Source organism: Streptomyces sp. NBC_01515 (genome assembly GCF_045040345.1).
Lineage (GTDB): Bacteria > Actinomycetota > Actinomycetes > Streptomycetales > Streptomycetaceae > Streptomyces.
In genome coordinates, this window is sequence record NZ_CP109416.1 from 5,632,511 (window position 1) to 5,654,850 (window position 22,340).

22 protein-coding genes and 1 tRNA gene are annotated in these 22,340 nt (G+C 70.2%); 12 read left to right on the forward strand and 11 right to left on the reverse strand.

What is annotated here, in order from left to right:
- Positions 1-224 precede the first annotated feature (224 nt).
- Positions 225-602, forward strand: coding sequence for a nuclear transport factor 2 family protein (locus tag OG407_RS25140; RefSeq protein ID WP_403865170.1), 378 nt, complete (start codon positions 225-227; stop codon positions 600-602).
- Positions 603-903: 301 nt separating this feature from the next.
- Positions 904-1,530 (forward strand): hypothetical protein, encoded by a 627-nt coding sequence (locus OG407_RS25145; protein ID WP_405861393.1) that lies wholly within the window; start codon positions 904-906, stop codon positions 1,528-1,530.
- A 185-nt stretch (positions 1,531-1,715) separates the two neighbouring features.
- Here OG407_RS25145 and OG407_RS25150 read toward each other — a convergent pair whose 3' ends face one another.
- Together OG407_RS25150 and OG407_RS25155 are read right to left on the reverse strand one after the other, a co-directional pair.
- Positions 1,716-1,970, reverse strand: coding sequence for a PASTA domain-containing protein (locus OG407_RS25150; RefSeq protein WP_405861395.1), 255 nt, complete (start codon positions 1,968-1,970; stop codon positions 1,716-1,718).
- 142 nt (positions 1,971-2,112) lie between these two features.
- Positions 2,113-2,187: transfer RNA gene (locus OG407_RS25155), tRNA-OTHER, on the reverse strand.
- 85 nt (positions 2,188-2,272) lie between these two features.
- On the opposite strand from OG407_RS25155, the gene OG407_RS25160 reads away from it, so the two are divergent.
- The 3 genes from OG407_RS25160 to OG407_RS25170 all read left to right on the forward strand — a co-directional run bounded on the left by OG407_RS25160 (position 2,273) and on the right by OG407_RS25170 (position 3,972).
- Positions 2,273-2,596, forward strand: a complete 324-nt coding sequence (locus OG407_RS25160; RefSeq protein ID WP_405868572.1) for a CPCC family cysteine-rich protein — start codon at positions 2,273-2,275, stop codon at positions 2,594-2,596.
- Between the two features lie 205 nt (positions 2,597-2,801).
- Positions 2,802-3,251 (forward strand): hypothetical protein, encoded by a 450-nt coding sequence (locus tag OG407_RS25165; RefSeq protein ID WP_405861397.1) that lies wholly within the window; start codon positions 2,802-2,804, stop codon positions 3,249-3,251.
- A gap of 256 nt (positions 3,252-3,507) precedes the next feature.
- Positions 3,508-3,972, forward strand: coding sequence for a DUF6221 family protein (locus OG407_RS25170; protein WP_405861398.1), 465 nt, complete (start codon positions 3,508-3,510; stop codon positions 3,970-3,972).
- A gap of 299 nt (positions 3,973-4,271) precedes the next feature.
- Here the strand turns inward: OG407_RS25170 and OG407_RS25175 are convergent, their stop codons facing one another.
- From OG407_RS25175 to OG407_RS25185, 3 genes are all read right to left on the reverse strand, one after another.
- On the reverse strand, positions 4,272-5,291 hold the full coding sequence (locus OG407_RS25175; protein WP_405861400.1) for an NADPH:quinone reductase: 1,020 nt from the start codon (positions 5,289-5,291) through the stop codon (positions 4,272-4,274).
- A 313-nt stretch (positions 5,292-5,604) separates the two neighbouring features.
- Positions 5,605-6,498, reverse strand: a complete 894-nt coding sequence (locus OG407_RS25180) for an aldo/keto reductase (RefSeq protein WP_405861402.1) — start codon at positions 6,496-6,498, stop codon at positions 5,605-5,607.
- On the reverse strand, positions 6,495-7,052 hold the full coding sequence (locus OG407_RS25185) for a TetR/AcrR family transcriptional regulator (protein WP_405861404.1): 558 nt from the start codon (positions 7,050-7,052) through the stop codon (positions 6,495-6,497). The genes OG407_RS25180 and OG407_RS25185 overlap by 4 nt, the downstream gene beginning before the upstream one ends.
- Before the next feature lie 390 nt (positions 7,053-7,442).
- On the opposite strand from OG407_RS25185, the gene OG407_RS25190 reads away from it, so the two are divergent.
- The 5 genes from OG407_RS25190 (at position 7,443) to OG407_RS25210 (ending at position 11,885) form a co-directional block, all read left to right on the forward strand.
- A complete protein-coding gene (locus OG407_RS25190) occupies positions 7,443-8,003 on the forward strand; it encodes an RNA polymerase sigma factor (protein WP_405861406.1) in 561 nt (186 codons plus the stop codon).
- On the forward strand, positions 8,000-8,854 hold the full coding sequence (locus OG407_RS25195) for a zf-HC2 domain-containing protein (protein ID WP_405861408.1): 855 nt from the start codon (positions 8,000-8,002) through the stop codon (positions 8,852-8,854). The genes OG407_RS25190 and OG407_RS25195 overlap by 4 nt, the downstream gene beginning before the upstream one ends.
- Positions 8,855-8,917: 63 nt before the next feature.
- Positions 8,918-9,727 carry an ABC transporter ATP-binding protein gene (locus tag OG407_RS25200; protein ID WP_405868574.1) on the forward strand — a complete coding sequence of 270 codons (810 nt, stop codon included), beginning with the start codon at positions 8,918-8,920 and terminating at the stop codon, positions 9,725-9,727.
- Positions 9,724-11,178: a hypothetical protein gene (locus OG407_RS25205; RefSeq protein ID WP_405861410.1), complete on the forward strand. Its 1,455-nt coding sequence runs from the start codon at positions 9,724-9,726 to the stop codon at positions 11,176-11,178. Before OG407_RS25200 ends, OG407_RS25205 begins: the two co-directional genes overlap by 4 nt.
- 113 nt (positions 11,179-11,291) lie before the next feature.
- Entirely contained in the window at positions 11,292-11,885 is a 594-nt protein-coding gene (locus OG407_RS25210) for a hypothetical protein (RefSeq protein WP_405868576.1), read from the forward strand.
- Positions 11,886-11,937: 52 nt separating this feature from the next.
- Here OG407_RS25210 and OG407_RS25215 read toward each other — a convergent pair whose 3' ends face one another.
- On the reverse strand, positions 11,938-12,696 hold the full coding sequence (locus OG407_RS25215) for a hypothetical protein (RefSeq protein WP_405861412.1): 759 nt from the start codon (positions 12,694-12,696) through the stop codon (positions 11,938-11,940).
- The gene (locus OG407_RS25220) at positions 12,689-13,291 is read right to left on the reverse strand and encodes a SigE family RNA polymerase sigma factor (protein WP_405861414.1); all 603 of its coding nucleotides are present in this window, start codon (positions 13,289-13,291) and stop codon (positions 12,689-12,691) included. Before OG407_RS25220 ends, OG407_RS25215 begins: the two co-directional genes overlap by 8 nt.
- A gap of 158 nt (positions 13,292-13,449) precedes the next feature.
- Here OG407_RS25220 and OG407_RS25225 point away from each other — a divergent pair, with 158 nt between their 5' ends.
- Positions 13,450-14,595, forward strand: a complete 1,146-nt coding sequence (locus OG407_RS25225) for a sigma factor-like helix-turn-helix DNA-binding protein (RefSeq protein ID WP_405861416.1) — start codon at positions 13,450-13,452, stop codon at positions 14,593-14,595.
- Positions 14,592-16,277 (forward strand): transglycosylase domain-containing protein, encoded by a 1,686-nt coding sequence (locus OG407_RS25230; RefSeq protein WP_405861418.1) that lies wholly within the window; start codon positions 14,592-14,594, stop codon positions 16,275-16,277. Before OG407_RS25225 ends, OG407_RS25230 begins: the two co-directional genes overlap by 4 nt.
- A gap of 50 nt (positions 16,278-16,327) precedes the next feature.
- Here the strand turns inward: OG407_RS25230 and OG407_RS25235 are convergent, their stop codons facing one another.
- The 4 genes from OG407_RS25235 to OG407_RS25250 are packed head-to-tail and all read right to left on the reverse strand — an operon-like array spanning position 16,328 to position 22,211.
- The gene (locus tag OG407_RS25235) at positions 16,328-17,680 is read right to left on the reverse strand and encodes a DUF4407 domain-containing protein (RefSeq protein ID WP_405861420.1); all 1,353 of its coding nucleotides are present in this window, start codon (positions 17,678-17,680) and stop codon (positions 16,328-16,330) included.
- Positions 17,670-19,160, reverse strand: a complete 1,491-nt coding sequence (locus OG407_RS25240; protein ID WP_405861422.1) for a hypothetical protein — start codon at positions 19,158-19,160, stop codon at positions 17,670-17,672. Before OG407_RS25240 ends, OG407_RS25235 begins: the two co-directional genes overlap by 11 nt.
- Before the next feature lie 5 nt (positions 19,161-19,165).
- Entirely contained in the window at positions 19,166-21,406 is a 2,241-nt protein-coding gene (locus tag OG407_RS25245) for a hypothetical protein (RefSeq protein WP_405861424.1), read from the reverse strand.
- A gap of 28 nt (positions 21,407-21,434) precedes the next feature.
- Positions 21,435-22,211 (reverse strand): hypothetical protein, encoded by a 777-nt coding sequence (locus tag OG407_RS25250; protein WP_405861426.1) that lies wholly within the window; start codon positions 22,209-22,211, stop codon positions 21,435-21,437.
- Between the last annotated feature and the right edge of the window lie 129 nt (positions 22,212-22,340).

Below are 22,340 nucleotides of genomic sequence, written 5' to 3' on the forward strand. Positions count from 1 at the left end.
CCCAAGCTGAGAGTGCGAGTTCGATTCTCGTCACCCGCTCCAGCACGAACCCCCAGGTCGATGACCCGGGGGTTCTTTGTTGTCTGGACCGGTGGGCGGGGTGCGCGCCACACACAACGGCACCATAAGGGCGCTGCCAGTGCTGTGACCGGGATGGTTCACCGTGGTCGGGCGACGGCTCACGGGACGAGCGCGGTCCGCGAGGCGACTGCTATTAGTGGTGCATGCAGGAAGAGACCGCGCGGTCCGCGATCGACACGTTCATCTCCGCGTTCAACGCCTCGGACGACAGCTATGTGACTGCACTGCTCTCCCAGGCCCTGACCTCGGACGTAGTCTTCTGGGGGCCGTTGGGCCGCAGTGAGGGGATCGAGGCGGTCGAGCGGTTCGTGCTGGACATCCGGCGCCACCCCGCGGGGACCGGCACGATGGTGCGCTGTTCGGCGGTGGACATGCCGGACGAGTGGGCCCGGTACCAGTGGGTCTTCACGACGCCGGACGGAGGCCCCCGCCTGGCGGGAACGGACGTCGTCCATCTGCGGCGGAGCCTCATCGACCAGGTCATCGTCTTCGCGGGCGAGATCAAGCCGTCCGCCTCCTGAGTCGTTCTCCTCCGGCGCCGTCCGAAGTCCTCATCGATGCTTCTCAGAAAGCCTGGACACGGCTCTACGACCACCGCATCGACACGAGACGAGCCCTCTTGCGCAAGGAACCCTGGACGGTGTCCGTCACCCACATCAACACACGCGTCACCTGGACAGTCCGGCCGACGCTCTTCCTGCCGATGGCACACCCTCAAGGTGCCGAACTCCCAGCGTGCTCACACGACTTCAAGCCTCACAGGACCCACGCGACCGATATCGAGTCTCAGTCGATGCTTGACGGTTCGACGTCGGGTGAGGCGTGACGCTTGCCCTGGACCTGGTGCGTTACGGTCCTGCCATGCCGGACCGGTTTCCTGAGATCACCTCCGTCGAGCAGTTCATTCGTCTGCGCCTGAGCGAGGATCCAGCGGAGAGGGACCGCTCGGCGTGGGCGGCTATGCCGATGCCGGTGTGGGATGAGTTGGTGCGTGAGCACCCGGACATGCGGTTCTGGGCCGCCCACAACCGCAGTTGCCCGCCGGAAGTCCTTGCCGAACTGGTCAAGGACGACGCCTGGCACGTTCGCGGCAGAGTGGCGAGCCGCCGCAACTGCCCGGCCGAACTGTTGGAGAAGCTGGCCAACGATCCCCACGATGCCGTCCGCAACACTGTCGCCACCCATCAGCGCTCCCCGCGCAGTACGGTGCTCCGCCTGACAGACGACCCCTGGGCCGTGATCGCCGAAGCCGCCCGTACCCGCATCGCCAACTGGCCCCAGACAGCTCCGAATGAGACGGGCACAGACAAGCCGGACACGGCCCCCGTCAGCTATCAGCTGGAACCGAACCATCAAGGGCCCGCGCAAGCGAGGTTTGGGCCCGGCCCTCTGCGCCTTCGGCGCCGGGCCGTACCCCTGGGGCCGCAAGCGAGTTACGGCCCTGAGTAGAACCTGGACGCACAACGGCCACGGTCAGAACGAGCCTCCGGCGGGGGCGCTCAGGCTCCGAGATGGACGGGGCGCCGTTCGCGAGTGCCGGCCGAATGGTGGCGGGCGCGGGGAGCTCCCATCCCGTCTGCCATCGACCCAGGCAGAGCCGAGCAGACGGGATGGGAGCTGGGGAAAGTGGTGGGTTAAGGGGCGAACTGCTGTGGCCGCCGGTCGTCGGGCAGCGGATCCAATGTCGTCCAGACCCTCACAGCAGCAACAGCAGATGCCATAGTGCCCGCCGGTGGTTCCTGGTGAGCGATCACCCCATGTCTCGGCAATTGCTGGTCCAGGTTGAAGTAGCCCAGGAACAATCCCAGATCCCGACATAACGCATGGGCTTTCTGCGTGGTCATCCCGACAACGTCGGGGACCTCGATGCGCGCCGATGTGTCCTCCATACCAACACCGTAGGGCATAGGTCACGTGCCCCAGCCGTGCCCGATCCAACGGGAAACCTCGGGGAACAGCGGTCAACCACGGACAGCGCTCAGCACAACGGCCCCCGACCGATTTACCTGGTCAGGGGCCGTTCACCTGCGGTGGGTGTGGGATTTGAACCCACGGTCACATCGCTGCGACGACGGTTTTCAAGACCGTGTACCACTTGGCTCGCCCATAGAGACTCCACCGACCGCACGAAAATGGAAGGTGGGTCAGCGTGATCGCACAGCACAATGCGCTCATGGTGTTCGCGTATGTCATGGGCCGAGCCGAGAACGGTCCGTACCGCTGCCCTTGCTGCGGATTCGTCACCCTCGCTGAGCGTGCAATGTACGAGATCTGTCCAGTTTGCTTCTGGGAGGACGACGGTCAGGATGACCACGATGCAGACGAGTGCCGAGGCGGCCCGAACGGTCAGCTCAGCCTGACTGAGGCATGGCGGAACTTCGAAGCTACCGGTGCATGCAGCGGGGGTCTCTCGCCACAGGTACGCGCGCCGCGACCGGAAGAGCACCCGGACATCGCTCCGCACTACGGCACGGGTGTCCTCTACGGCGGCACCCCGTCGAGTGATCAGAGCTAGGTCCCAACTTGTCCGATCGCTCACCTCCGCGTACAGCAGCGAAGTACAGCAACCGAGGCGACCGCAGGTGACCGTCCAGAACCCCCAAGGTCCTCCTGGCTGGGCCGGGAGACCTCACCGACCTCCGCGCCCGTAGTTCGCATCGAGGGGCGCGTGGAAGCTCGACCTCGTGGCGGTGTCAGTCCTGCCGTACACAATGCCGTCCATGAGTGAGCGCTACGAGGTCGTCTTTTCCTGCTACTTGCGCGACGACATCCCCGAATGGGTCATGGCCGCCCTGCGGTGGCACTTGGGCATGGATACAGAGTTCCCCGAAGGTCTCGATGACGAAGATGAATATCTGTACCCACTGCTCGTCCCCGATGCCTACGCCAACCGCCGGATGCCCAGCGGAGACGTCGTGTCCCTCCGTCGCGAGGTGCAAGAGTTCACGAGCTCCGGGAAGCGGTATGAATGGGAGCTTTTCGCGCGGAACGGCTGGATCGACGACTCCATGCTTTACCTCCGGAGCCTGTTGGACCTGATAGCCCCACACGTCGCGCAACCCGGCTACGGAGGATACTTCCGCCATATATCCGACACCGAAGTGACTGTCTTCGACTTCCACGATGGAACGTACGAGCCCATCAAGATATGGGGTATCGACCCGCGGTAAGAGGACGGGCAACGGGCCCGTTCCCCCCGTGTGCCCATCGGAGGAAATCAGCGGAGAGCTGGTCTCGGTCCGGTGCGCCCACGGCCACCACCGTTCGTCGCCGTACGCGCGCTCCCTCTGACCTGCCCGGTGAACCCTACGAACGCCTCTGAACTGCCACGTGGACAGGTTGGAAAGCGTGTTGGTCCAACACTCGGAGATGAGCGACGGACGTAAAACAGGTGCCGGCGCAGGGCCCATGGTTGAGGATGCCGCCATGGCCAACGACCTGGTGGCGTTCCTCAAGGCGCGCCTGGACGAGGACGCCGACCTGGCCCGGCGCTGTGCCGGGGCCGGATTCACTGCGGAGTGGATCGCGCACAGAATCGCAGTCGACTTCGGCCGAGGTGACTTCACCAGCTTCCACACCGCGATCGCGCGGCACGTAGCCCTGCACGACCCTGCCCGCGTGCTGCGCGAAGTCGAGGCCAAGCGGCACGTGCTGAACCGGCACACGCTCAGCCCGGCCGAAGGTGACCCCGAGCGACCTTGGGACGACCGTGACGACTGCCAGTTCGACGGCGACCTCTGGCCCTGCGACGACCTACTCGATCTCGCCCTGCCCTACCAGGAACACCCCGACTTTCCCGAGCGCTACAAGGCGAACCGGGTAACCGAGGAACGGAACGACCGCACCACAAGCGCACCAGATAAGGCGGGGAACAGCGGGGAACCACGGTGAAGACAACCGAGCTCGCCGAAGCCGTAGGTCCGCCATTCGCCCAGGTCAACGCCAAGACCAGCCCCAAATGCCCCCAGCTTCCGAAGCCGAGAGTGCGAGTTCGGTTCTCGTCACCCGCTCCAGGACGAAGGCCCAGGTCATTGACCCGGGCCTTTTTGCTGTCCGCTGTGATCAGGTGTCGCGTGCCGGGTTCGTGCCGGAAGGCAGTTCGGGTTTCGCGCGGGACGGTCGTAGCGTGTCGACGGCGGGGCGAGGCGGGGCTGCTACCGCGCTGTGTTCGCGCCGCGACCGGCCGGGGGTCACTGCGTGATGCTCACCAGGACCTTGCCGACGGCTCCGTTCTCCACTGCCTGGTGCGCGTCGGCCGTGCGGTCGAGTGGGAAGTGGATCAGTGGCAGGCCGTGTTCCTCGCCGACCGGCAGCGCGCCGTCGCGTACTGCTGCGGCCACGTCGTCGACTGCCGCGGTGAGTGCCTCCGGACCGGCCGTGTAGAGGACCAGGAACTGCAGACGTGCGTTCAGCACCATGCTCTGCTGCATGTCCAGTTCGACCGGCTTGCCGCCGTCGTTGGCGTAGGCCGAGATCGTGCCGCGGGTCCGCAGCACGGCCAGGTCCAGGGCGAGGTTGGTGCCGAGCGCCACCTCGGCGACGATGTCGACGCCGTCCGGGGCGGTCCTGCGGATCTCCGCGGCCGGATCGCCCTCGCGGTAGTCGAGCACGTGGTGGGCTCCCGCGGCGGTGGCCAGCCGGGCCTTCTCCGGGCTGCTGACCGTGCTGATCACGGTGGCGCCGGCCCACCGCGCGAGCTGGATCACCGCGTGCCCGACCGCTCCGGCGCCGCCCGCGGCGAGCACCACCCTGCCGTCGAGCGTTCCGGGCCGCAGGCGGCGCGGCCCGTCCTCGGTGACGGTGAGCGCGCGGTGCGCGGTGAGCGCGGGGACTCCGAGTGAGGCGCCGACGTCGAACCCGACCTCGTCGGGCAGCGGCACGGCCCGCTCGGCAGGCACGACGGTGAACTCGGCGGCGGTACCGGTGGGCCGCCCCGCGGCGGCCATGAACAGCCAGACCCGCTGACCGACCCGGCTCCGGTCGATGCCCTCACCGACGGCGTCGATCGTGCCGGCGCCGTCGAGGTGCGGGGTGACCTCCGGGAAGTGCCTGGGGTGGGCTGCGCGGGAGCGGGTCTGCCAGTCGGTCGGGTTGACCCCGGACACGGCGACCCGGACGCGTACCTCGCCGGGGCCGGGCGTCGGCAGGTCGCGGTCGACGAGTCGAAGAACGTCGGGGCCGCCGGCGTCGCGGTAAATGATGGCCTTCATGATTCGTCCTCAGAACCTGGTGGAGGAGGGGCTCCCGGTGCGGCCGGGAGTTCCGTCGGGGTGTCCGGTGGCGTGTGGCCGCGCCCGGGGTCTGGTCGACTCAACTCCGGTCAGCCGACGGAGACCTCGTCGCCTCCGGTCAGCCGACGGAGACCTCGTCAGCTCCGGTCAGCCGACGGAGACCCCGTCGCCTCCGGTCAACCGATGAAGACCCCGTCGGCTCCAGTCAGCCGATCGAGACCTCGTCAGCTCCGGTCAGCCGACGGAGACCTCGTCGCCTCCGGTCAGCCGACGGAGACCCCGTCGGCTCCAGTCAGCCGATCGAGACCTCGTTGGAACGGGACTCGACCGCATCGAGAGCCGCGCGGGTCGCCGCGTCGAGGGTGATCTCGCCGGCGCCCACGTTGGCCTCCAGGTGGGCGGGGTCGGCGGTGCCGGGGATGAGCAGCACGTTCGGGGCGTGGTGCAGCAGCCAGGCGAGGCCGACCTGAGTGGCTGTGACGCCCAGGTGTTTGGCCGCCGCGTGCACCGCCGGCTCGTCGGTCGCCTTGGGCAGGCCCGGGAAGGCCCCGCCGAGCGGGAAGTACGGCACCCAGGCGATGCCCTCGGCCACGCACAGTTCCAGCATGTCCTCGTCGTCGCGGGAGACGAGACTGTAGGCGTTCTGCACGCAGACGATGCCCGCCGGCAGCGCGCGGCGCAGGACGTCGAGAGTGACGCTGCTCAAACCGATCGCACCGATCTTGCCCTCGTCGCGCAGCGCGGTCATCACCGCGAGCTGGTCGTCGAGGTCGACGACCTGGTCGCCCTCGGGACGCAGCCCGGGGCCGGAGTCGAGGCGGCGGAGGTTGACCACCTGGAGCCGGTCGACGCCGAGGCTGCGCAGGTTGTCCTCGACGCTGGCACGCAGCTGCTCGGGGCGCTGGGCGAGACGCAGCGGCGGGTGACCGCCGGGGTCGGGGTCGGCGCCGACCTTGGTGACGACCAGGACGTCGTCCTCGGGGCGCAGTGCCTCGCGGATCACGGCGTTGGCGAACCCGGAGCCGTAGAACTCGGCGGTGTCCACATGGTCGACGCCCAGCTCGACCGCGTGCCGCAGCAGCGCGACGGCCTCGCCGCGGCGGTCGTGCAGGCGCTCCAACTGGAGCGCGCCGTAGCCGATCCGGGAAACGGTGCGGCCGGCGAACGAAGCGGTGGAGGTGGTCATCGCGCTGTCTCCTCGGGCGCTGACTGCAGGGCGGTGTAGAGCAGTTCGGCCTGATAGAGCGCCATCACCCGGTGGGCGACCGGGGTGGCGCTCTCCCGGGCCTCGGCCGGGTCGTGGTGCTCGACCTTGACCAGCCATGCCGTGACGCAGTCGTGCAGCATCGCGCGCATCCGGTCGGTCATGTCGACGACGATGTCGTGGATCACCGGGTTGGTGGTCGCCTCGCCCCAGGTCTGTACGGCGAGCCGGGCCCTGACGGGGTCGATCGCCGCGACGAGCCGGGCGAGCAGTTCGTCGGGGTCCGGCGGGGCGTCGCTCGCGGCGTGCTCGCCGAGGGCCCTGGCACGCTCGGCGAGATCCCCGCGGGCGACTGCCTGGACCAGGTCGGCCTTGTTGCGGTAGTGCGCGTAGATCGAGCCGGCGGAGAGGCCGGACTCGGCGATGATGTCGGCGATCGACGTCCGCTCCAGGCCGTTGCGGCCGAAGCAGCGGACAGCGGCCTCGGCGATCTGGGCGCGCCGGAGTTCCTTGCGCGCGTCGGTGAGTCGCGGCACGACACCTCCCTCACAAAAAGAATCACTGTTCTGCTTGTGGGGGAGACACTAACAGAATGACCGTTTCTTTTGTGATGGGCAGGTCGCGCGGGAACAGGCCAGGTGGCCTCCCGCCGAGTGGTGCGGCCGTACGAACCGCGTCGCCGCGATCAGAGCCATAGCGGCGGTTGCCGACCCACTCGCCCGGCCACGACTGGTGCTGCTCGCCGACCACGGAACCCTGGTCCGGCCCGGAGACTCCGACAAGCGGCCGGTCACCGCGACGGCCAGTGGACTCTCCTCGGTTGAGCCCGTCAGTCCTCGACGGCGAGGTTGACCTGGAACCGCGGCGATGTGACGGGGCTCACCCCGAAGAGAAAACCTCCGCCCCCCGCCCCGCGTCTAGCCGGTGTGAGAGCAGTCAGGAAGGCACTCGGTGAGCTGGACGAGGAGCGTCTCGTGCGGCTGGTGGCGCGGGGGGACCGTGCGGCGTTCGACGAGCTGTACCGGCGTACCGCGCCGTGGATGGCCGTGCGGCTGCGCCGGCGCTGTGCCGACGAGCAGATCGTCGCCGAGGTGATGCAGGAGACGTATCTGGCGGTGTGGCGGGCGGCGGGGGCGTTCGCGGGGGCCTCGGTGGGCGGTACGGCCGTCGGGTGGCTGTGGACGATCGCGGCGCGGCGGCTCGTCGACGCCTTCCGGCGCCGGGCCCATCACGCCGAGCCGCCGACGGCCGCCGCACCCGCCGACGCCGCACCCGGCGCCGAGGAGGAGGTGCTCGCGGCGACCGTCGGCGGCGACGTCGGGGACGCGCTGCGCTGCCTCGCGCCGGAACTCCGGCAAGTACTGCAGGCGTTGGTGCTCGACGGGCTGTCCGTCCGGGAGACCTCCGTCCTGCTCGGACTGCCCGAGGGCACGGTCAAGACCCGTGCGCGCCGGGCCCGGATCGCGATGCGGAGGGCGCTGACATGAGCGTGGAACATGCGTCGACCCGGATCATCGGCGGTTACGCGCGCGGCCTCGGCGGCGACGGCCCCGGTGGCGACGACCTCACCGCCGATGAACTGTGGGCCGTAGAAGCCCATTTGGAGACGTGCCGGGTGTGTCGGGACCGGCTCGCGGCAGTCGTTGCCGCGGAGGTGCCGGACGTGGCGGCGCTCGTGGGGAGTGTGTGGGACGGGCTTGAGCCTCGGCTGGGCGTGACCGTGTCGCGGCGGCGGTATCGGTCGGTGCGGGTGTCGAGTTGGCTGACGCCGGCGATGGTGCCGTGGGTGGGGATGGTCGTGAGCGTCACTCTGCTCGCGCTGTTGCTCGATCTGGCCGGGGGCGGTTACGAGTTCGGGGTCGGCCGTGTGTCGCTGGTGTTGTTGCTCGCGCCGGTTCTGCCGGTGCTCGGTGTCGCGGCGTCGTGGTCTCAAGGGCTCGATCCCGCCTACGAGTTGACGGCTTCCGTGCCGAGGGCCGGGCTTCAGCTGGTGTTGCGGCGTACGGCGTCCGTGCTTGCCGTGGTCGTTCCGGCGCTGTTGGTGGGCAGTTGGGCAACGGGGGTGCCGGGGGTGACGGCCGCGCAGTGGCTGCTGCCCTGTCTGGCCTTCACGTCTACGACCCTGGCGCTCGGCGGTGTTGTCGGGGTGACCCGTGCCGCCGTGGCGGTGGTCGGCGTATGGGCCGCCGTGGTTCTGGCACCGACCGTGGTCGCCAGCCGTGCGACCTTCGCGCTGCAGGCGGGCGGGCTGGCCGTGTGGGGCCTGGTTCTCGCGGTCGGCGTCGGGGTCGTGGTCGTCCGCCGGGGCGCGTACTCCGTGCTGGGAGCCCACCGGTGACCGGCGAGAGATCGATGAGAGATGAGAAAGGCCATGGGGGATCCCGTTGGAAAGGACCAGCACATGATGCCCGCGGTGAACGCGGCCGACCTCGCGCCTACGCCCTACGCCTGGGAGATCCGGGCCACGGGGTTGAAGGTCAGGGTCGGTCGGAAACGGATGGCCGTCGACGGGCTGGATCTGTCGTTGGAGACCGGTGTGCACGGGCTGCTCGGCCCCAACGGAGCCGGAAAGACCACGCTCATAAGGGCGTTGGCCACCGTGCTGCGGCCCGCCGGGGGGACCTTGGAACTGCTCGGGGAGTCCGCGGGCGGGATGGGTGAGCACCGGGCGCTGCGGCGGCGGATCGGTTATCTGCCGCAGGAGTTCGGTTACTACAAGCGGTTCACCGTGCGTGAATTCGTCGAGTACATGGCCTGGTTGAAGGAAGTGCCGAAGGCGGAGATCCCCGGGGCGGTGCAACGGGCCGTGGAACGGGTGGGGTTGGCCGACCGGGCCGACGAGCGGATGAAGGCGCTGTCCGGTGGCATGGTGCGCAGGGTCGGGATCGCGCAGGCCATCGTCAACGACCCGGCGATCCTGCTGCTCGACGAGCCGACGGCCGGGCTGGACCCGGCCCAACGGCTGCGGTTCCGGGGGCTGTTGCAGGAGTTGGGCGCGGACACGTGTGTGGTCGTGTCGACCCATCTGGTCGAGGACGTCGCCGCCGCGTGCGGTGATGTGGTGCTGTTCGCGGAGGGGCGGCTGGTCTTCCAGGGCACCCCGGACGAGCTGGCCGCGGCGGGTGGGCCCGGGCATGTGGGCGACAGCCCGTTGGAGCGCGGCTACTCGGCGCTGTTGTCGGACCCCGAGCGGGAGAGGGGCTCCTGGTGAACGACCGTGTCCCGCGCGTCGGCGCGAACTTCCGTGTCCCGCACGTCGACGTCAACTTCCGTGTCCTGCGTACCGAGTTGAGACGTTCCGTCGCCCCCTGGGCCGGCGGTGTGATCCTGACGAGCGCGCTGGCGTTCCTGTTCCTGGTGAACGGCAGCTGGTGGAACGGCACCACGGCGTGGACGGCCCAGTGGACGTCCCTGGCCCTGTGGACCCGGAGCCTGCTGTTCTATCTGTGGCCGCTCGCCGTGGGGTTCGGGGCGTTGCAGGGGCTGCGCGACCACCGTTCGAGGATGGTCGAGCTGCTGACGAGCACACCGCGTCCGGCCCGGCACCGCGCGGCCGTACCGGCGGGCGCGACGGCGATCACACTGACCTCGGCCTACGCGCTCCTCATCCTGGTCGGCGGAGTCCAGGTACTCACCAACACCGCCTACACGCACGCCGGTTGGCTACCGATCTCCCTCGTGGGGACACTGTTCCTCGTAGCGGGGGCCCTGCTGGGCATGGGCGTCGGCCGGGCCCTGCCGTCCGCGCTCACCCCGCCCCTGCTGGCCATGAGCGCCTTCGCGTTCGCCGCCCTCATGCACCTGTCGCTCGGCCGGACGGCGACGACCGACCCGGCGGGGGGATTCCCGACCACCCAACCGAACCGCGTCTCCCTCCTGTCACCCGAGGTCGACGAGGTCCACAGCGCCCTCGTCACGCTCTCCGCCTCCGTGCACATCGGCCAGACGATCTGGGTCCTGGGCATGGCCACGACCGGTTTCGCCCTGCTGATCGCCGCGACCCGGCGCACCCGGCTGATCGCCCTCACCCCGGTCCTGGCGGGCGCGGTCCTCGCCCTGCTCGTCCTCCCGTCCGACCCGAGCCGGATGTACGTCGTCGACAAGACCGCCGCGGAGCTGGTGTGCGACGGCCCGGTGTGCGTGACGAGGACTCACGAGGACCGGCTCGCCGAACTGGCCGGTCCCGGCAAGGAGGCGCTACGGCTGCTGCGCGGCGCGCTGGGCGAACGGGCGCCGGTCTCGGTGCGCGAGAACACCGCCGTGCAGGCGCAGGGTTCCACGCCGAAGTGGTCCCGTACGACTGTGCTGTTCGACTTCGAGGACGACCTCGTCACGGCGGCGAAGGGCAGGGACCGACTGACGTGGTCCCTGCTCGCCAAGGGCCTGGTCCCGGGCTGCACCCCGACCGGCTGGAGCAGCTTCGGCGACGACCAGTACGCGCAGGCTGTCGCGCTGGGGTGGGTCCTCGGGGAGCTGAAGCCGCTGCCCGGCCTGACGGCCGGAATGCGCGAGGAGGTCGACGCCAAGGCCCGCCCGGTGTGGAAGAAGCTCATGGCGCTTCCGCGGGGTGAGCAGGTCTCGCGGATCAACGCGATGCGGGGCGCTGCGCTGGCTTGTACGGGGGATCCGTTCGAGGTGTTGTCGGGGCGGGGGGCTCGGTGAGGTGGGGCGGGGAGGCGGATATCGGGGAGGCAGGTGCCGGGGAGTGCGTCCCGGTGAGACAGGTGCCCAGGAAATGGGTGCCGGGGAGGTGGGTGCCAGTGACATGGATACCGGTGCGATGGCTGACCCTGTACGCCCGCTCGCGTCAAGTACCCTCCTCCCTCGCCGCGTTGGTGATCAGCGCGGCGGCGATGCGGGCACTCACCAGCGGCAGCGGCCAAGGGCCCGGTGATCCACGCCTGCCCGTGCTCGTCCTCGCCACCGGCGTGATGGCGGCCTCCATCGGACTCAGCGGGCAGGACCTCGCGCTGGACCGGACCGCCGCGATCCGCTGGGTGCCGCGCAGAGCGGGGCATGTGCTGCTCGCCGGGGCGGTGGTCGCGGCGGTGCTGCTGGCTGTGCAGGTGACGGGCGCGCCCATGGTCAGTACTCAGTTCATGGCCGGCACCGAGTTCGTGGTGCGGGACAGCGCGGGCCTGACCGGGCTTGCCGCCCTGGGCGCGGCGTTCTCGGGCGGGCGGTACGCGTGGACGCTGCCGTTCGCCTGGCTGTCGTTCACGTTCTTCGCCCCGGCCGCTACGAGTACGGCGATGCGGGTGGCGACCTGGATGCTGTTGCCGGCCGGCACGGCGGCGAGTACCTGGACTGCCCTGCTGCTCCTGGGAGTTGGCACCGCGGCGTACGCCTTCGCCGGACCGAGGCGGTAGGCGGTGGGCGGTGGGCGGTGGGCGGTGGGTTTCCTGACGGTCATCCGGGCGTTCAGGACGCGGCACCGGTGACCGAAAGAACGCTCCCGATCTCCGCGTCCTTGTAGAACCACTTCGCGTCGGCCGAACCCAGACCGATCCAGCCGGCGCCGGTGTCGCGCTCGCCGGTGATCTTCTCCTTGGAGGAGAAGGCGACGCCGACGTAGACCGGTTGGTCGTCGGGGTCGCGCAGTTCGACCGCGAGCGAGATCTCCGTGGTGTAGGCGACTCCGCCGGTCAGGTCGGTGACGGTCACGACCTTGGTCTCGTGCCTCTTGTAGACGGTCAACGGCCCCGCCAACTTGCGGCCGTCAGGGAGACCGGAGGTCATCGGCATGACCCGGCCCCCGACGATCAGGGCCCGCTTGCCGACGACGACCGTGCCGATGACGGGCGCGCGCGGTACGGGAGTTGACACCTCGGGGGAGGTGACGCGGGGCGACAGGACAGGGTCGGCGTGGGTGGCGGCCGGGATCTGACGCTGGTCCCCCTCCCCCGCGGAGTGCGTGAAACCCACGGTCAACGCGAAGGCGACCACGGCGAAAGCCACCGCACCCGCGCCCAGCACACCCGCCATCCGACGGCGCCCCCGACGCACCGCACGACCGCGGACCGCGGCGCCGGAGAGAACCGGGAAGGCCTCCTGGCGAGCCGCCAACTCGCGCAGAGCGGTGGAGAGTTCAGAGTCGGCGAAGAGTTCGGCCCCGCCGGAGACTTCGGCTGCGGCGAGTTCGGCGGCGGGGACTCCGTCCTTGGAGAGCTCGTCAGACACGGCCACTCTCCTTCCGAACCGACGCGCCCGCCTTGCCCGCGTTACCCGCGTTACCCGCCTTACCCGCGCCGCCCGCCCCATCAGCCCCGTCGGCTCCGTAGACCCCGCCGACCCCATCGCCCTCGTCAACCGCCAAATGCTTCGCCAACGCCGCCCGCCCCCGGTACAACCTGGCCTTGACCGTCCCCACAGGCGCCCCCGTGTCGGAGGCTATCTGCTCGACACTCACGTCACACAGATGGTGCAGGACGATCACCATCCGCTGTGCCTTGGGCAGTTCGCGCAGTGCGGCGACAAGTGCCGTGTGATCAGGGTCGGGTCCCGGCACCGCCCCGGGCGGCGGAGTACGGCGCACCAACTCCAGCCAGCGCCTGGCCCGGCGCCACCGGCTCACCGCCAACCGCATGGCGACCGTACGGATCCACGCCTCGGGCGCCTCGTCCGCGAGAAAGTCCCCGCGCCGGTCCCAGGCCCGTACGAACGCCTCCTGGACCACGTCCTGAGCCTCCTCCCTGTCACCGGTGAACGCCGAGAGCTGGCCGGTCAGACGGGGAAACGTGGCCGCGTAGAAAGCGTCGAACTCGTCCTCGGTCATGACCTCACCGGAGTCTTGGAATTCCCGTGCAACCTGACCGCCCTCGCCGTGCGTACAGGTCCCGATGGCCGCGTCCTCACCACACGCCTCACAGGAAAGACGACAAACACGCGTCCCTGGATCCACTTCCCCCACAGCCGTACCGGAGGACCCCCGAAGTGCCGCACTCCCCCGACGACTTCACCGCGTACGCCCACGCGAGCCTGCCCCGGCTGGTCACCACCGCCCACCTGCTCACCGGCACCCCCGGCGACCGCCGCGAGGCGACCGAGCTGGTGCGGAGAACCCTGGTGAAGGTGTGCGCCCGGTGGCGCCGAATACCTCGGGCCGACGTGGACTTCTATGTACGACGGTTCCTGGTCAAGGAGTACCTGCGCGGGGCGCGGGGGCGGTCGCATCGCCCGAAGGCCCAACGGGCCGTGCTCGTGCTGCTGCACTGGGAAGGCCTGCGCGAGGCGGAGATCGCCCAGTTGCTCGGCTGGTCCGCCGGTGCGGTCAAGAGCCGGGCCCGGCGTGGGCTGGCGCTGTGCGGAGGTGACGAGGAGCGGCTGCGCGGGGCCTTCGCGGAGGCCGCCGCCGGGGTCGTCCCGTCCTCCGTCCCGCTCGATGCCGTCGAACGACGCGGCCGGGCGCTACGACGGCGCCGTAGCGGAGCAGTCGGGGCCGCCTGCGCACTGCTGCTCGTGCCGGGGGTCGTGTTCGGCGCGGACCGGTTCATGAGCGGCGGCTCCACGGACGGGTCGGGCGGAGGCGCCACCGCCGTGGCGCAGAGCCCGATCAGGATCGTCGCGCCCGGCGAACGGGTGGACGCCGTACCGGGCGTACAGGTCTGGCTGACCACCGACGGGAAGCACTGGTCGACTCCGGAAGCGCCGAACCAGTTCCTCGGCCTGACCGACGCCGGTGACGAGGACGCCTACCGGAACAAGTACCAGGACATGTACAAGCAGGACCTGTACAAGCAGGACACGTACAAGTACGGGAGCGGCAGGAAGGCCAGCGTCGAGAGCGGGAAACCAACCGTCTCCGTACAACCCGACCCGCTGAACAACACCTCGTACTTCCTGTCGGGCCTGTACCGAGGCCTGTCCGCCGACCCGGCCCGCGTCGAGGTCACCGTCGGCGACCGAAGGATCACCGGTACGGTCCTCACGCTCGCGGGCAGCCCCGGCTGGGGCGTCTGGTACGCGCGCACACCGGTGACGCCGCAGGAGTTGAAGTCGAGCTCCGTCGACGGCGGCCCGACCGTCACGGTGTACGACGCGTCCGGCAAGGCCGTCGCACAGGGCGGGGCAGCCGAGTGAAGCACCGCATCCGCACCCGCGCCCGTGCCCACCTGCGGCGCATCCCGCTCCGCCTGCGCCTCCGCCGCACCCGGGGCCGCCTGCTGCGCCGACTGCTCATCGCCGTCCTGCTCCTGATCGCGTCACTCTGCACGGCGGCGGTCGTCGCGTACCGCCTCACGGACATCCCCGAACCGCACCCGGAAACGGTCACGCAGAGCACGGTCTTCGTCGACGACAAGGGCTCCTACCTGGGCCGACGCGGACCGGTGGACCGCCAGGAGGTGCCCCTGTCCCAGGTCCCGCGATACGTCCAGGACGCGGTGATCGCGGCCGAGAACCGCTCGTTCCGCACGGACGACGGCGTCTCGCCACGAGCCATCGCCCGCGCGGTCCTGGCCTCCCTCACCGGCGGCGAACACCAGGGCGGTTCCACCATCACCCAGCAGTACGTGAAGAACGCCCTGCTGAGCCCGGAGCAGTCCCTGTCCCGCAAGGCGCACGAGGCCCTGATCGCGATCAAACTCGACCGCACCCGGTCCAAGGACGACATCCTGGCGGGCTACCTCAACACGGTCTACTTCGGCCGGGGTTCGGCCGGCATCCAGGCAGCCGCCCGCAACTACTTCGGCGTGGACACCCGCAACCTGACCGTCTCCCAGGGCGCCGCGCTCGCGGCGATCGTCAACATCCCGTCGTACTACGAGAAGGCGGGCTCCGACCCCAAGGTCACCGCGACCCTCAAGGCACGCTGGGCATGGGTACTCGACGCGATGGCGACAAGCGGCGCCATCACCCCGAAGCAACGCGCCGACGCCACCTTCCCGGCCTTCCGCTTCTACCCGCCGGGCACGACCGAGGGCCAGCGCCAGTACATGATCGACGTGGCGGCACAGGAGGCCGCCGACCGACTAGGCATCTCCGAGGACCAGTTGGCCCGCGGCGGCTACACCGTCCACACCACGTTCGACCTGGCCCTGCAGGACGCCACGACGGAGGCGGTGAAGAACCTGAAGACCGGCAAGGACTCCAAGGCGGGCAAAGGCACGACCCTGCACACGGCGGTCGTGGCGATCAAACCCGGCGACGGAGCGGTCCGGCTCCTGTACGGCGGCTCGGACTACGCCCGCCAACCGTTCAACGACGCGGTCGGCGGCGCCGTAGAAGCGGGAACGGCCCTGGACCCCTTCGGCAAGGTCCCCCTCGGCGCCCCCCTGACCGACCTCCGGAAGACCCCCGCCCCCACCCCGCTGAAACTGGCCTCGGCCTACGCGACGGTGGCGGCGAACGGCGTGTACGCGACCCCGTACACGATCACGAAGATCACCCGGGACGGCCGCCAGCTGTACACGGCCCACCCCGACACACGACACCTGCTGGACGAGCGGGATGTCTTCATGGTGACCGCGCAGATGTCGAAGGCATCCCAAGCGATCCCTTCGACCCCCACCGCCCAGAAGACCCCCCGGACCCCCCAGACCTCCTTCACCGCCGGAGCGGGCGGCGGAATCACCCGCCGAACCATCTGGTCCACCACCCAGGACCCCCAACTCACCCTGACAGTCGCCCTCTTCGCCGACCGCCCGGGCAAGAAGAAGAACACGACCGTCCCCGCCCAACTCCCCAACAACCCACCACCGACCGAGTCCGCGGAGGAGACAGCGGCCCAGATCTGGCAACTGGCGACCGGAGCGACGGGATAGGCGGAACGGGCGGGACAGTCAGTCCCGCCCGCCTGCGCCGATGCCTCCGCTCAGGCGTGGAGTCCGCGTGCTCCGAGAATGCGTTCCATCCTCGCGTCCAGCTCCGCGCGCTCCCGGACCGTGCGTTCCGCCTGGGCCGTGCGGTAGCGGTGCTCCAGCGTCTGCATACGGTCGTTGGTGTCCAGCTCGACGTGGTGGCGCTGCGCCTCGTGTTCCATCCGCGCGCACTCGTGCCGTACCTGGAGCTCTTCGGTGTGCAGCCTGCGGGTGGCTTCGAAGCGGGCACCGAGGAGGGTGTCGTACATCGTGCTGCCGCTCATGAACTTGGCCAGGACGGGCAGTGCGTCGAAGGACACGAGCAGGAGGTGCAGGACGATCGTCAGGAACAGTGCGAAACCGTCCGAGCCGGCCACCTCCCGCAGGCCGTGTGCCCGGGTCAGGATGCCGTCCGTGTCCAGGTCGGCCGCGCGTTCCCGCGTCTTGGAGTTGATGGCCTGCTGGAGCAGCGGCTGGTAGGTGTCCGCGGCCTTGTCCTTCTTGCCCTGGAGCGTCTGGCCCTCGGCCCGCAGCGCCGCCAGCTGCTTCTCGTACACGCCGACCTTGCTCGTCCTGCGGTACGACGAGGAGTCCGCGCGGGCCCGTTCGCAGGTGATGGTGACGTCCAGGCCCCCGCCCCGCCAGATCCAGTTGTTGCGGCCGCACAGCCGCTGCTCGGTCCCCATCTTGTCCTTGAGCGTGTCGTTGAGGGTCTTGACCTGGGTCTGCAGGTCCGTGGTCCGGGACGTGTTGCTCGCTATCTGCCTCGACAGTTCCGCCGGTGAACCCGCGACCTTGAGCTGGTAGCGGCGGCACTCCTCGCGGCCCGCCGTGGACGCGCCGTCCGTCGGGTTGCAGGCGACGAGCATGCCCCGGTAGTCGGCCACCTTCTGGTCGTTGCCGACGGCGATCTCCTGGCGGATCTCCTTGTCGAAGATCTGGAACAGAATCGGCTCGGCGATGAACAGACCCAGCAGCACGGACAGCACCAGACGCAGTCCCAGCGACCACTTCTTGACGCCCGCGCCATGGGTGCTGGAGACCAGCCAGCTGTCCATCACCAGCACCACCCAGAACCACACCGCCGCGACCGCGAGCACGGCCGGCAAGGGGAGGTCGGAGCGGAAGCTGCCGAGCGCCAGGGCCATGGACAGGGCGCCGACCAGGGCCGTGTTGAGGACGATCGCGCCGTACCAGGTGTAGCGGGTGCGCTCCTCCGGCGCCCAGGCGAGGAGTTCCTCGCGGATGCCGATCAGCCGGCGCAGTCGCGCGGCCGGACCGGTGGCCGGGGAGATCGGGCGGACCGAGCCCCGGTCGTCGTCGATCCGGGCACTGTCGGCCGGGCGCAGTGAGATGTCAGTGGCCAAGGCTCGCCTCCGAGTCGGTGCCCCCGAGGTCGAGGTCTCCGTTGTCGTCGTAGTCGATGTCGACGCCGCCGTCGCGGCCGGTCCGTTTCTCGCGTTCGGCCGGTGCGGACCCGCCCTCCAGCTCGCCCTGCGCGTCCTCCTCCGGCACCTCACGCGCGTCGGCGCGCTGCTTGTACAGGACGTCGCCGACGCCGTTGATGAAGTCCCCCGCGTCGCGGATCGTGCTGTCGAACAGGCCCCGGTCGATGGCCCGCCTGCTCAGATCGGCCTTCACGGCGAGCACGTCGTTGGACCAGTCGCGCTCGTCGCGCTGCAGCCGTTCGGTGTCGGCGCGCTCCTCCTGGCGGCGGCGCAGCCCGTCCTCGTGGCCCAGTTCCCAGCGGTGGGTCTCCTCGCGCCGCTGGTCCGCCTTGTCCTCGCGCTCCTCCGCGCGGGTCAGTGCCTCGCGCCGGTCGTCGCGCTCGACCTTCCAGCGTTCGTCCTCCCGGTCGACGGACCGCCGCTCCACCGCGGCCTCGCGGTCGGCCTGCCGCCGCCGGTCCAGCCGCTGGGCGAGTTCGTCGGAGGTGATGTCGCCGGTGCGCCAGGCCTGGAAGTCGGCGGCACTTGGGTCGGCGCCGATCAGCTGGAAGTCCTCGGCGAGTTCGGCACGCGTGAAGCGGTTGCGCCGACCCTGCTGGAAGAGGTCGTGCTCCTGCCGCTCGGCGTCCGTGTCGTGCTCGAAGCGACTGCGCTGCCGCTCCTCCTCCTGCCGGTTGCGTTCCTTGTGGAGGGCGCTGGTGTTGCGCAGTTCCTCGCGCTTGATCTCCAGCTCGGTCTCCAGCAGGGCCCGGCGCAGCGCCGCCTCCTGTTCCCGCTCCTCCCGATCCCGCGTCCATGCCAGCTTGCGACGGTCGTCATCCTCCTTCGCGAGGGCGTCGGCCAGTTCCCTCGGCGTGAGGACCTCGACGATTCCGTGCCGGGCGCGCAGCCCGGACAGCGTGGTCGGCCGCATCTCGTGGTACGCGGTCAGCCGGGCGTCGATCCGGTCGCGCACGACGAGCGAGTCGACGATCGGCCGGTCGCTGCCGTCCTCGACGAGCCCGGGCACCGACCGCAGATGACCCAGCAGCAGCGCCTCCACGTCCGTGACCCCGTCGCGTACGACCGTGCACGGGTCGGTGACGGTGCAGTAGAAGGTGGTCCGCACGGTGAAGTCGCCGGCCTCGGCGGACGGGATGCGGGTCTCCACCACGACGGGCACCTCGACCCTCCGGTCGACGACCGTGACCGAGCCGGCGTCGACCACCGTGGGGTCGTCGGGCCGCAACTGCCCGTGATCCTCGACATACTCCACGCCGACCCTGAAGACCCGCACGTGGTGCGCGGCGAGCCGGGGCAGTTCGTCGTCGGTCCGCGTCATGCGCCGGCTCAGCAGGCCGGCGCGCCTGCCTGCCCGTCCGTACTCGCGCTGCTCGACGAGCGGGTATTTCTCGGCCATACCTGTCAGTCCTCCGTGCTCAGTACGGCATCAAGGAAGATGTCGATCAAGGGAAAACGAACCGGTGTGCCCGGCTCGGTGCGGCTCACGGCCGGTTCCAGACCGGCCCGCAGCCCGGGGCGTTCCGCCGGCCGCAGCGCGGCGCCGACGGCCGCGCCGAAGCGGGCGGCCACCGGTTCGGGCTCCTCGGACACGGTGGACAGCGCCCGCAGGGTGGCGTGCAGTCCGGCCAGGGCTCGGGTCCGGCGGGGCAGATTGCCCAGGACACCGGCCCACAACTCGCCGATCTTCTCGGTCTGTTCGGGGCTGCGTACCAGGACGTCCGCGCAGACCGGGCGCCCGGTGCGCGCGTCGCGGGCCCGCAGGACGGTCAACGTGGCGTCGAGAACGGCGTCCTTGAGATGGCCGGCCAGCAAGTCGCGCTGAGCGCGCAGCCGGTAGGCGAGCGGCCGGAACACCGCGCCGGTGTCCTGACGGCACTCCACGAGCACGGCGACGAGTCCGGCCAGCGCGAACGCCGCCTCCGTGCTCCGGCCGCCGCCCCGCCCGACCAGTCGCAGCAGCGTGTACACGGCGTCGGTCGGAAAGCGCACGCCGAGCGCACCGCTGAACGCCGCGGTCGCTGTCGAGCGCAGCTCCGGGTCGTAGGAGCGAGCCCAGTCACGGGCCACTCCGAGCGCCACGGCGGCGAGGCTCTCGTCGAGGCACATGCAGTGCAGCACCAGCGTGGCCGTGGTCTGGCCGGTGGGGCCCGCGGCACCGGACGCCCAGGGGTGCAGATAGTTCTCGGCAACCTCGTCGAAGGCGGACGGGGTGAGGAGCGCCAGCCCCTGCGCGACGGACAGTTGTGTCTCCAGGCCGGGCCGACCGCCACGCATCAGTTCGGCCAGCCAATCCCGGACGCCGTCCCAGTAGGCCGTCGAGCGGTTGGTCCACAGTTCCTGGAGCACCCACGACCGGTACTGCGGGTGCGAGAAGACCAGGGCGGTGCGGGTGAGCGCGCCGTTCTTGCGCTCCTCGACGGCGACGAGACCATTCCGGTTCAGCGAGAGGCGGCGGTCGGCGGCCCGCCGGGCGGCCGCGGCCGCCGCCTCGTCGTCGGCCGGCGCCGGGAAGGCGGGAGCCACCCAGTGCTCCAGACGCTGCTGGCACGTCTCGAAGTCGCGATAGCCGGCGCCGGTGACAAAGGCGAGCGTCGTGACCTCGGCCCACTCCTGCGGTGAGCGCTCCTGTGCGAACCAGTCGCGCACGGGCGCCGCCGCGCTGCTGCCGTACTCCGTCCACACCACGTCGGGCTCGGCGCCCCGCCCGATCCGGTCGGCCGCCGCGACGACCTCCGCGATCCGGCATCCGGCGGGCATCAGCTCCACGGACCGCTCGACGGTCTCCGGCTCGCACTTCGCGCGTGTGAGCCGCACCCGCAGCACGGCCGCCAGGTCCGGTACCTGCCAGGGCACATGGCGTACGGACTCCAGGGCCCGGCCCTCCATCTCGTGGACGGTGGTCACCACCAGGTGCGCCTCGTGCTCGCGTACGGCGTCCCGCACGCGCCGCCAGTCGAAGTCGACGGTCGCGGACGCGCTCTCGTGCATCCGGTCCAGCAGTACGTAGCCGACACCCTTCTCGAACTCCACCCGTCCGTTGGTGAGTTCCTCCAGGCTGCGGCCCGGCGAGAGCACCACGTATTCGCTGCCCTCGGCGACGGTGGCAACGAGCGCGACGGCCGCGGCCCGCTTGCCCGTGCCGGGCGGACCGACCAGGACCACCACGCCGTCCCGTTGCAGTGCGGTCACCGCCTCCTCGAAGCAGTCGGGTTCGACGTACGAGGCGCGAACGGCGTCGGCCTCGCCCGCGTCGAGCCGGCCGACGGCGCGCCGGCGGGCGTTGGCGGAGTCGGCGACGCCGATGCCGAAGTGGATCTCCGGGGCGTCCAGGGCGCCGAGGAAGTACTGGTTGACGCTGTTGTGATGCACCTGGCTCGCGCCGGCGCGAGCCTCTTCTCCGGCCTTCTTCCGCGCCACGGCGTCACCGGTGTCCTCGTTGTCGGGGACAGAGGGCTCGTCGGACTCCTTGGACTCCTTGGACTCCTGAGGTACGGGGGGTTTCTGCGGGCCGTTCCCGCCGTCGGCGGCTGCCGCGGGGGTGGTGGGCCCGGACTCCTTCGGATTCGGCTCGGGTGTCTCCGGGTTCCCCTCGGGGGACGGAGTGTCGCTCTGGCCGACCTGTTCGTTCTCTTGCTCGTCCATTCTCAGCCGTCACTCGGTTCGGTCGGCGTCAGTTGTGGATCCCGAAGACGGCACGCTCGGTATTGATGGTTCCGGAGACCACGGTGACCACCGTGTTCTTCTGGGACGTTGGAGCACTCAGGGGGCGCGCGCCGGTAACTTCACCACCCCCGTCGTCCACGGCGGGACCGTCCCCGACGTCCGCGGAGCCGCCGTCCCCACCGCCCGCGGTGTCCAGATCCAGCGCCCGCAGGTCCGCCCCCGGCACCCAGATCCAGGCCCGCCCGACGTACTCCTTCTCGGCGATCGGCACCTCGCGGAACTCCTGTGCCCGGAAGGTCGTGTACGCCTCACGCACCACGTCGTTGAAGACGGTCGCGGAGACAGCCACGGCCAGGCAGGCGTCCGGCACCGCGGCCAGTGCCGACCGCAGCACCGCGCTGTCCAGGATCCGCCCGATCTCGACGGGCGCCCGGCCCACGAACCCGGTCGGCGCCGGCGACGCCGTACCGAAGTGCACGGCGGCCCTGAGCCGGAGCCACATCTCGGGCAGCCGACCGTGGTTGAAGTCCCTCAGGCCGGCGTCCAGGCGGCGCATGAACGGGTCGACGAGGTCAGGCTCGGAGGCCCCGTCCGGCAGGACCGCGAGCACCGAGTCGCCGCCTTCCTGCGTCTCCCACCGCTCCCGCTCCAGGCCGACCGCGTCGGCGGCCTCGGCGAGCAACCGCTGGATCGCCTCCTGGAACTGGCGCTGCGTCAGCACGTCGACACCGCCATACCCCTTGGCGTCGACCGCCAGCAGCAGTCTGCGACCGAATGTTCCCATGATCGAACTCTCCGCTCATTTCCTTGGAGTCACGCTCCGTGGCCGTGCGTCCAGGAGCACGCACTGGACACACCGGCGTCCGCTCCCCCCACACGCGGACGCCGGCACGCCAGTCGTACACGCCTCGCG